Origin of the sequence: Polaribacter vadi (genome assembly GCF_018861005.1) — a bacterium.
In the GTDB taxonomy this organism is placed as follows: domain Bacteria; phylum Bacteroidota; class Bacteroidia; order Flavobacteriales; family Flavobacteriaceae; genus Polaribacter; species Polaribacter vadi_A.
The window spans coordinates 144,547-155,077 of record NZ_JAHKQL010000017.1 but is presented as its reverse complement, the minus strand read 5'-3'; the positions used below and the strand labels follow the sequence as shown (position 1 = coordinate 155,077).

The 10,531-nt window shown below is 29.2% G+C and carries 7 protein-coding genes; all 7 read right to left on the bottom strand.

The features are described from left to right. Window positions 1-144: 144 nt before the first annotated feature. A complete protein-coding gene (locus tag KO506_RS10375) occupies window positions 145-840 on the bottom strand; it encodes a hypothetical protein (protein ID WP_215994836.1) in 696 nt (231 codons plus the stop codon). Window positions 841-1,009: 169 nt separating this feature from the next. Continuing rightward, a complete protein-coding gene (locus tag KO506_RS10370; protein WP_111542130.1) occupies window positions 1,010-2,128 on the bottom strand; it encodes a hypothetical protein in 1,119 nt (372 codons plus the stop codon). Window positions 2,129-2,263: 135 nt separating this feature from the next. Next, complete coding sequence (locus KO506_RS10365) at window positions 2,264-2,980, bottom strand: DUF6994 family protein (protein ID WP_215994835.1); 717 nt, start codon at window positions 2,978-2,980, stop codon at window positions 2,264-2,266. A gap of 216 nt (window positions 2,981-3,196) precedes the next feature. After that, the gene (locus KO506_RS10360; RefSeq protein ID WP_215994834.1) at window positions 3,197-4,504 is read right to left on the bottom strand and encodes a tyrosine-type recombinase/integrase; all 1,308 of its coding nucleotides are present in this window, start codon (window positions 4,502-4,504) and stop codon (window positions 3,197-3,199) included. Window positions 4,505-4,643: 139 nt separating this feature from the next. After that, window positions 4,644-5,765 carry a site-specific tyrosine recombinase/integron integrase gene (gene xerA, locus KO506_RS10355; protein WP_215994833.1) on the bottom strand — a complete coding sequence of 374 codons (1,122 nt, stop codon included), beginning with the start codon at window positions 5,763-5,765 and terminating at the stop codon, window positions 4,644-4,646. Window positions 5,766-6,050: 285 nt separating this feature from the next. Continuing rightward, a complete protein-coding gene (locus KO506_RS10350) occupies window positions 6,051-8,252 on the bottom strand; it encodes a M1 family metallopeptidase (protein ID WP_215994832.1) in 2,202 nt (733 codons plus the stop codon). A 167-nt stretch (window positions 8,253-8,419) separates the two neighbouring features. Beyond that, window positions 8,420-10,531 (bottom strand): M1 family metallopeptidase, encoded by a 2,112-nt coding sequence (locus KO506_RS10345; protein WP_215994831.1) that lies wholly within the window; start codon window positions 10,529-10,531, stop codon window positions 8,420-8,422.

The following is a 10,531-nucleotide window of genomic DNA, read 5'->3' as shown; positions in this document are numbered from 1 at the left end:
GAAACTAACGTTGTTGTATAAGATTAGTTGCGTGTTTTAAGCACTAAAGTTAGCAAATAAATCACAGATAGAAAGTCCGCGAGGACTTTCGTAAACTGGCTAAAACCAGCAATTAATTTTATACGGTGTTAGCAACTGCTATTTTTATCCGAACTTCTCAGTATATTCCTCAAAAGTTGAATAGTGTTTATGTGTTGAACCTTTTATCTTTCCTAATTTTGTCTCTCTAATTCTGTTTTGAATATATAATTTTAATTCATCAAATCTTGAACTTGGTAAATTGTAAATAGTTCTTGTAGGTGCAATCTTAAATTTCTTCTTTAATTGCCCTCCAAAAATCCAATATTTCACATTTCCTTTTCCGACTTCGTATTCTTTATATTTATTATATCTTTCTATTAAATGCCCAATATAATTTGATTTAACGGATTCAAATCCTATACAGCCTTCTGGATATTTTTGTTTAACTGTTTTTTTAGTATTTTTTAGATTAACAGTATTATTGTTTCCAACTACTGCATTTCCAACAGTTCCATTAAAACTAACATTTTGTGAATCTTTTTTATTCGTTTTTTTAGGATTATTTAAAAGTTCTATCTTTCTTTTTAAAACATCTATTTGAGATAAGTCTCCTTTTGTAATTCTTGAGTGACAATTCGGACATAACAATAATAAATTACCATTGTTATTGTTTGCAGGATTCTCGTCAATATGATGAATTTGAAAATGTCCAACTTCTGTATTTTCACAAAAAGGACATTCAGAGTTTATTTCCGCTTGAAGTTCCGCTCTAACTTTTGCTACTTTTGGAATTGACTTTCTGATTTTCTTTTGTGCCATATTTTTTTCTGCGTATTGATTTTTAGTTGTTGCTAACGTTGTTGTATAAGATTAGTTGCGTGTTTTAAGCACTAAAGTTAGCAAATAAATCACAGATAGAAAGTCCGCGAGGACTTTCGTAAGTAGGCTAGAACTAGTAATTAATTTTATACGGTGTTAGCACCAGTATTTATTCTTCTTTGTAAATCAAATCTAAAAAATCATCTTCATTAAATTTCAGATTTCTCAAATTAGGATTTGTAATTAATTTCGATGTTGCAAGAATTATCATTTGTGCAACAATAACTTTAATTTTCCAATATATATCTTGAGCTAATTTCTCTTTTCCAGCTAATTTAATTTTGTCATATAAGTCGTAAGACCTTTCTCCGTGAGCAATATCATTTCGTATTCTAAAACCAACATCTAAAATTTCCTTGAGCGATTTTGCCTCTTTTTTATTATTTGCTAAACTTAAAACACAAGTCATTTTTATAAAGTCCGAAGAAGTATTTTTACTAAATAAACCTTCTAAAGAATAAAGCAAGTCAAGTAAGTTGTCCATTGATATTTGATAACTTTCAACAGCTGTCAGGTACCTTTTAATTGGCCATAAATTAAAATGCCATTTAGTTGCAAGTCCATTTAAATTTCCAATTAGGTTTTTTAATTTGGTTCTCTCAATTAAAACTTCGTGCATAAATGAGCTACTCGCTTTTAAAGTCGCATATTTTCTTTGTCCAGAATTAATCTGAAAAAAACCATCATTTATAGAACTGTCATCTCTAATGACTATTGATGTTGTTGGAAATGATAAATGCAAACCTGCAAGAAAGAAAAATTTCAGTTCTTTCAGTACAGCAAAATGTTTATGATATGTATTTAAAAATTCTTCATTCCAGTTGGGAATATAACCAGCAAAATCCTTTTTAATCGGAATGGTTTTTAGTGATTTTTTATACTCCACTTCAATTACTGCAAATCCAATATTATGTGACCAATTCTTATAATTTTCAACTTTTAAATATTCAGGTAATTTTCCGCAATGTTTTTCAATTAATTCTGGTATTCGATTTTCATTGACCATTCCTGAAATAAAACGAGGAAATATAATTACAGAAGCACGTTTAATGTCATTTATTTCTGTGTTTTTTAAACCACCTGTAAATCCATATTCAAATTTTCGATTCCAAACTTCGTTGGAAAGAATAAGATTCAAATTGTCTGTTAAATCAATTGTAATCGGTTCAGTTGAAAATTCACTATCAGTATGGTAGCAAGGTAAAATCCATCTTGAAATTGTACTCATAGTTTTTTTGTCATATTGGTGCTAACGTGTTTATATATGGTTTGTTGCGTGGTTTAAGCACGTAATTTAGTAAATAATTACAGACAAAGAAAATCCGCGAGGATTTTCGTAAGTAAGCAAAAAACTAGCAATAAATTATATATGGTGTTGTACGCAGGCTTTTTTCATTCTATTTAATATTCTTTCGTTTCTTTTGTCTATCAGTTCTATTGTGCTGTTCATATAGTTCACGTATTCTTCTTTGCTTTCTGGTAAAGCTGAACGATTAAAGTTATCAAACGGCAATAAGAATTTAATTTTTCCACTATTTTCAATAAAATCTTGAAGCATAAAAAAATCTGTGTAACCTTTAAAATTCCTAAATAATTTTAAAAAATCAGAGTATCGTTTTAGTGTACTTGTCAAAGGACTTTCCTCATTTATATAAAATCTCCTGAAACACTCTAAAGTTAAGTCAAACCTGTCACATATTTTTCGATTTACTCCTCTTGCTTGATTAATTGTAAATCCATCTTTTCTATGTGCTGGAAAAACTATGTGTCCTCCAATTGTTCTGACTTTTTGTTGAAATTTTTCTTTTTCAGTTTCGCTCAACCATTTGTCTAATTTTCCGTTATATTTCCCAACATAATGAGGACACATTCTATCGCTTGATAAATTATCAGTCAAATTGTTTTTTAAAATTAATCTTCCGTAACTTTTACTCAAAATACTCAAATTTAAAGTAATGTTTTTTGAAATTTCTTTATTCCATAAAAGACTGTGAATTTCATATAATTTTGGACTGTCAGTATCAGGGTCTCCACATTTACTATCCAATCTATAATCGTATTCAATATCTATAATTTTCATATTTTGTTAGCGGTTTCTTAGCTTACGTACAACGGTTTTGTGTATGAAATGTAGCGTGCAAAAAGACACTAATTTTTCGGATTAACACAGAGCCGAATTTTTATATTTTGTTTTTACTTTTTTTATTTTAAAAGCCAAATTTAAAAATTTGGCGGACTTTGTAAATATACACAAACCTCTTGTAAAGCCTGTAATAGCTATGTTTTATACACGTTGTTAGGCAACGTTTTTTTTGTATATCATATTCAGTACTTCTTCCACAAACGATTTTACTCTTTGAATTTCTGGTTTGTAGTTTGAAGGATGTCCACATTTGTTTCTCAAGCCTAGGCAATTGTTTATTAATTCATTTTTCTCAAACTTGCTAAAAACTCCTATTCTTTCAGCTAATTGTATTGTTGTTTCGTCTTTTATGTATTCGAAGCTTTCAATGTTTTTTATTTTTTTTGCTCTCGAGTCAATTCTGTTTAGTTCTTCGTTTATATTTTTTAGAGTATCTATGCCTAATATTTGTTTTCTAATATTCTTTATAGCAGATGACCAAATAAAAATAACTCCAGCTCTTAAACTACCATTTCTAAAACAATCTATACCCTCCATTAAATAATCTATTTCGTCTAAATCTTTCAATTCAAATACTAAAGATTCTAAATCATCAAAACTTTCAGTTTTTTCAGTTGTAGTAATTAATTTGTCATAAGGCGTAAAATTAATTGTTTGTTCTTCGTGGATTAATTTTGAATATTGAAAATGAGATTTGAATTCTTTGATTTTTAAATTTTCTAAAATTATTATTAAAGGAATTCCTAATTGATTTAAGTGCTTAATATAAGAGTATTTAAATGCTCTAGTTGTAAAAGCAGGATTTAGTTCCATTTCTTTTAATGAAGCTTTCAGTAATTTACTTACACTTGTATAAGAGTATTTTTTAGTCTTGTCATTTTGCCCATATATAAAATATGATTCTGGTTTGAATTCTTTGTAATAGTCTGATAATAATGGAATAACTCTTTTTGATAAATAAGCTCTTCTCTTTTCATTTCCTTTACTATCGTGTAAAATTATAAACGGATTCTCATCTTTAGAAATAATGTCTTTAACTTTAATTTCCAATAATTCGTTAGCCTCTAAACCACAAGAATACATTAGAAGAAAAATAATTTTATGCTTTAAATTTTCTTTTCGATTTATTAATTCTAAAATATCTGATTGCTCGAAAAAATCAGCAGACCTTTCAGCAGTAGCAGGGAATTTAAATTTATAAATTCCGTGTTTTTTGTTGTGCATTTGGTCGAAAAATATTTTACATACAAAAACCAAGGTTCTTAAAGTTGTATGTGACTTTTTCTGATTTATTAATGACCTTGCATAACTTGTTACTTGTTTATTAGTAATTTCTGTTGGATTATATGCCGAATAAAAATCAAAAAGTCTAAATAGAGTATTTGAATAACCTCTAATTGTAGATTCAGCATATTTTCGTCGTCTGAATTCTTTTATGACTTTTTCTCTTATTTCTTTCATTTTTGTTGTTCAGCCAAATGTTGCCTAACTCGTATATAAACTTAGTTTTTATAAGCCTTTTAATCTTTTTTGGGTGGCTATGCTGAGTTTTTGTTATTATTATAAATCTTCATTTATTATTTTTAAAGATATTATTTTCTTATAAATCATCAAATGGATTTTTAATGTTTTTTATACTCGTTTCTGTTACATGCGTGTAAATCATTGTTGTTTTTGGACTGTTATGGCCTAATAATTCTTGAATATATCTTATATCTGTTCCGTTTTCTAATAAATGGGTTGCAAAACTATGTCTTAACGTATGCAAAGTAACTCTCTTTTTTATCCCTGCCTTTTGGGTAGCAATTTTTAATACTGATTGCGCACTCGAGTTTGTATATTGTGCTCCCTTTTGTCCTTCAAATAAATATTCTTTTGGTTTATAGGCCTTGTAATAATCTCTTAATAGTTCTAAAAAACTGGCAGATAATAAGGTATATCTATCCTTTTTACCTTTTGCTTGATGAATGTGAATTAACATTCTTTGACCATCAATATCCTTTACTTTTAAATTTAAAGCTTCTCCAATTCTTAATCCTGCTGAATAAATAAGAGATAATAATGTTTTATGCTTTAAATTTTGTGTATTCGCTAATAAAGATTTTATCTCTTTAACACTTAAAACCGAAGGTAACTTTTTTTCTTTTTTTGGTCTTTCTATATACATATTCTCAACTTGTAGACCTTTATACTCAAAGTATTTCTTAATGCCATTTATACATTGATTTTGATATGAAACAGATTTATTTTGCTTAAAAATAAAATCGTAATTAAAGGCTTCTATAAGCTTTGTTGAATAATTATTGGTGTTTTTTGATACACTATATTTTAAGAAAGATGAAGTTACATCAGCATATGTGTTTACTGTGTTTTCACTTAATCTTTTTTGTTGTAGCCACTTTTTAAATTTATTAATATCGTTTTTTAATGCTTCAGAAAGATTTGGTAAAAATAGGGGAGTAACTTCTTTTTTCTTTGTTACAGATGTGGTTTTTAATTTAAGACTACTATAATCAATAAACCATTTTTTAAGTCTTAAGTGATTAAAAATTAAACCTACATTTTCTTTATTTAATTCAGCGTAATAACATCTAAGTGTATTGCTCCAAAAAACAATAGGTAATTTTTTTAAGTGAGTTTTTATTTCTTTATCAAAAGGATATTCAATAGAAAAAATTTCTTTTTCTCGATGTTTTTTTGGTTTTAAAGTAATTTTTTTCATAGCTAATTGTAAATTTAAGAATTTTTGATAAATTTTAGTAGTAAATTCTTAAATAAATAATCTGCTAATTATATATTATTGTTGATATTTTTGTCCTTTTTTATATCAATAAATTGGATGACTATACTTATTCAATTATTATAGTTTCGTTAATCTAAATTGACTTTAATTTTTATTAATTGTAAGGTTTATAAACTAAAAATGATTTAAAAAGAAACCTCATAATTATTACTAACAATTAGTAAAATTATGAGGTTTACGTTCAAATAATAAAAGGAAAAAATCTTATCCTTTTACTTTAGCTTTAAATTTATCAAACTTATCAGTTTCTGGTTTTGGCCAGCTGTTGTTAGATGTATCTACATCTGCAGTTTCTTCATCTGGATCTACTTTAAAACTTATAATTTCTTGTGTAGAAGAGAAAATTCTTTTAACTGTAGCATCATCTTTCATCCAGATTTGTGCAGGGAAAGTTTGTCTTTCTGTAGTACCATCAGCATAGGTTAATTCTACGATTAATGGCATAACTAAACCTCCTGGTTTTTCGAATTCAACAGAATAAATATAGCTTGGTGCTTCTACACCTTCTAAATATTTATCCATAGCTTTAGGGTTTGCATCTTCTTTTTTATCAGTAATGTAAACTAAATCTCCTAAATTATCAAAATACTGCTTGTACTGTTCTTTTAACTTGGTTACTCTTTCACTTGGCTTATCAGTTAAATACAAAGGTTTCACATTTTTAATACCTAAGTCAGTAACGTCTGTAGTATAAAACCATCCTCTAAAAAACCAATCTAAATCCATACCAGATGCATCTTCCATAGATCTAAAGAAATCTTCTGGAGTTGGGTGTTTAAACATCCATCTTTGAGAATAAGTTCTAAAAGCGTGATCAAATAATTCAGGTCCCATAATGGTTTTACGTAACATATATAAACCAGCAGCTGGTTTAGAATATGCATTTGGTCCAAATTGTTTTACGTAATCTCCTTGAGACATAATAGGAGAGATGTTAGATTGATCTCCACCCATATAACGTGTAATGTTTTTTGCAGGATTTGATGCAAATAATTCTGGATCGTATACATCTTCTGCTAAAATTTCTACAAAAGAGTTTAAACCTTCATCCATCCATGTCCATTGTCTTTCATCAGAATTTACAATCATTGGGAAAAAGTTGTGGCCAACTTCGTGGATGATTACACCTAGCATTCCTTTTTTAGTTCTGTCAGAATACGTTCCATCAGGATTTGGACGACCAAAGTTGAAACAAATCATTGGGTACTCCATACCTTGTCTTTCTGAATGCACAGAAATTGCTTTTGGATAAGGATATGTAAACGTTAACTTAGAATATTCAATTAAAGTAGTTGCAACAGCTCTTGTAGAATGCTCCTCCCATAAAGGGTTACCTTCTTTAGGATATAATGAAACTGCCATAACAGTTTTACCATTTACATCTGTAGCCATAGCATCCCAAATGTATTTTCTTGATGTTGCAAAAGCAAAATCTCTAACTTGTTGTGCTTTAAATGTCCAAGTTTTTGTACCTGTTGCACGTCCTTTTTCTGCTTTTTCTGCTTCTTCTTGTGTTACAATTAAAACAGGTTTATCAAAAGATTTTCTTGCAGTTTCCCAACGTTTGCGTTGTGTTTTAGTTAAAACATCTTTTTCGTTTTGTAAAACTCCTGTTGCATCTACAATATGATCTTCAGGTACAGTTAAATTAACCTCATAATCTCCAAATTCTAAAGCCCATTCAGAACGTCCCCAGAATTGCATATTTTGCCATCCTTCTACATTATTATATACTGCTAATCTTGGAAAAAACTGAGCAATTGTATAGTTGTTGTTTCCATCAGGAAAAGATTCTAAACCAGAACGACCTCCATCTTTGTTGATGTCGTTAATTTTATAATTCCATTTAATGCTAAATTCAAAAGTTTCACCTGGTGCTAATGCTTTTGGTAAATTAACTCTCATCATTGTTCTGTTGATGAAATGTGATAATGGTTTACCTGCACTTGTTACTTTTTCTATATTAAAACCAAAACCTTTACCTTCTTTTAAATAAGTGCTTTTAAAGTTACTTGGTGTTATAAAAGCAGATGCACCTTCAGATTTTGCTAACGGAGTTTTAGAATCGTCAGCTCTCATATTTTGGTCTAACTGTACCCATAAATATTCTAAATTGTCTTTAGAATTATTGTGATAAGTTATTTTTTCATCACCATAAATTTTATTTGTACTTTCTTCTAAACGAATGTCCATAATATAATCAACTTTTTGTTGGGTATATTGATGACCTGGAGCACCAGAAGCAGTATGCTGATCATTAGGCGTTGCCAAAACATCTTTCATTTGTCTGAATTTGTTTTGATCTGTGTGCCCTTGTTGCGTTTCCTTTTTTTCTTTTTTTTCCTGAGCGATGCTAACAGTACTTATAAAAAATAAAGAAAATACGAATAAAGAGATTTTTTTCATTTGATACGAATTTGATTTAAATTTGGCTAAAATTAACAATTACTATACAAAGAGATAAAGGTTTGTTAAAATTTTAACAAACCTTTATCATAAAAAAAGGCAATATGATACCATATTACCTTTTTCGATTTATTAATAATAAACGATGTTTTTAAAATAGCTAAAGTTTATCCTTTTATCTGTTTTTTAAACTTATCGAATTTATCTGCTTTTTGTTTTGGAAAAGCATTATTAGAAGTATCTACATCTGCAGTTTCTAAATCAGGATCTATCATTATACTTTCTATTTGTTTAGATGATGAAAAAACTTTAGTTACTTCTTTATCATCATATCTCCAAATTTGTGCAGGGTATGTTTTTTTCTCTTTTGTACCATCTTTATAAGTAAATTCTACAATAATTGGCATTACTAAACCTCCTGGTTTTTCGTAAGTAATTTCGTAATGATATTTATTTTCATTTTTTGAAAAACCTAAACCTTCTGTAGTATCTTCTACAAATTCTACTGTGTCTCCAGATTCTTTTGTAGCATATTTTTTTACACTTTTAATACCTATATCAGTAACATCTGTTGTGTAAAACCATCCTCTCCAAAACCAATCTAAATCTATACCAGAAGCATCTTCCATAGTTCTAAAAAAGTCTGCAGGTGATGGGTGTTTAAACATCCATCTTTGTGAATATGTTCTAAAAGCATGGTCAAATAATTCTTTACCCATAATGGTTTCTCTTAAAATCCAAAGTGCAGTTGCTGGTTTACCATAAGCATTAGAACCAAAGCTATATACGTTATCTCCTTTAGACATAATTGGTGCAATTCTAGACTGATCTCCAGACATATATCTTACAATGTTTTTAGGATAACCTCTAGTAATTGGAAAATTAGGATCGTAATCTAACTCTGCTAACATTTCCATATATGAGTTTAAACCTTCATCCATCCAAGTCCATTGTCTTTCATCAGAATTTACAATCATTGGGAAAAAGTTATGCCCAACTTCGTGAATTGTAACTTTAACCATTCTGTATTTTACTCTATCTGAATAACCACCATCTGGTAAATCTGGTCTACCAGGGTTAAAACAGATCTGAGGGTATTCCATACCCATTTGTCCATCTACAGAAATAGCCTTGTGATAAGGATAATCGAAAGTGTATTTAGAATATGTTTCTAAAGTTTGTGCAACTGCTTTTGTAGAATGGTCACCATATAAAGGGTTTGCTTCTTTAGAGTATAATGAATACGCCATTACAGTTTTACCATTAATATCTACAGCCATTGCATCCCAAATAAATTTTCTTGATGTTGCAAATGCATAATCACGTACGTTTTCTGCAACAAATTTCCAAGTTTTAGTACTTGATGCTTTTGATTTTTCAATCTTTTCTGCTTCTTTTTGAGTTCTGATAACAACTACATCATCAAAAGTTTTTCTTGCAGTCTCTAATCTTTTTTGTTCTTTTTTGGTTAAAACTTCACTTTCGTTTTGTAAAACTCCAGTTGCTCCTAACATGTGATCTTCTGGAACAGTAATGTTAACCGTAAAATCTCCAAACTCTAAAGCGAATTCACTTCTTCCCCAGAATTGGTCATTTTGCCATCCTTCTACATTATCATATACACACATTCTTGGGTAAAACTGTGCAATTACATAATTGTTATTGTTATTTTCATCAAAATGTTCGTAACCAGATCTACCACCATCAGTTCTATGATTATTGATGTTGTACCACCAAGAAATATTAAACTCAAAAGTATCTCCAGAAGCTAAAGGTTCTACTAAGTTAATACGCATCATTGTTTGGTTAATAGTATGTAATAATGGGCTACCATCTTTATTGGTAACGCTCATTATATTAAAACCACCATCAAAACGTTCTTCTGGAAAAGCTCTATTAAATCTGCCTTTACTCATTTTAGTTCTAATGCTACTAGGACTAATATCTGGAGTTTTAGAGTCTGCAGCTCTCATGTTTTGGTCTAATTGTACCCATAAATATTCTAAATCGTCTTTAGAATTATTATGATAAGTAATGGTCTCTGAACCCGTAATTTTTGTATTGGCATCATCTAAAGTAATGTCCATTACATAATCTACTTTCTGTTGTGTGTATTCTTTACCAGGTTTACCAGAGGCAGTTCTTTCTAAATTAGGTGTTGGTAATTCTTGTTTTAATTGCTTAAACTTATTTTGATTTGTATGTCCTTGTTTTGTGATTTGGCCATAAGAATTGGCAGCAAATGCAAATGAGAACAATAAGAGTCCAATTTTTTTCAT

Bases quoted from the DNA above. Each gene is read 5' to 3' on its own strand.
- KO506_RS10375 (WP_215994836.1), bottom strand. From the start codon at position 840: ATGGCACAAAAGAAAATCAGAAAGTCAATTCCAAAAGTAGCAAAAGTT.
- KO506_RS10370 (WP_111542130.1), bottom strand. From the start codon at position 2,128: ATGAGTACAATTTCAAGATGGATTTTACCTTGCTACCATACTGATAGT.
- KO506_RS10365 (WP_215994835.1), bottom strand. From the start codon at position 2,980: ATGAAAATTATAGATATTGAATACGATTATAGATTGGATAGTAAATGT.
- KO506_RS10360 (WP_215994834.1), bottom strand. From the start codon at position 4,504: ATGAAAGAAATAAGAGAAAAAGTCATAAAAGAATTCAGACGACGAAAA.
- xerA (WP_215994833.1), bottom strand. From the start codon at position 5,765: ATGAAAAAAATTACTTTAAAACCAAAAAAACATCGAGAAAAAGAAATT.
- KO506_RS10350 (WP_215994832.1), bottom strand. From the start codon at position 8,252: ATGAAAAAAATCTCTTTATTCGTATTTTCTTTATTTTTTATAAGTACT.
- KO506_RS10345 (WP_215994831.1), bottom strand. From the start codon at position 10,531: ATGAAAAAAATTGGACTCTTATTGTTCTCATTTGCATTTGCTGCCAAT.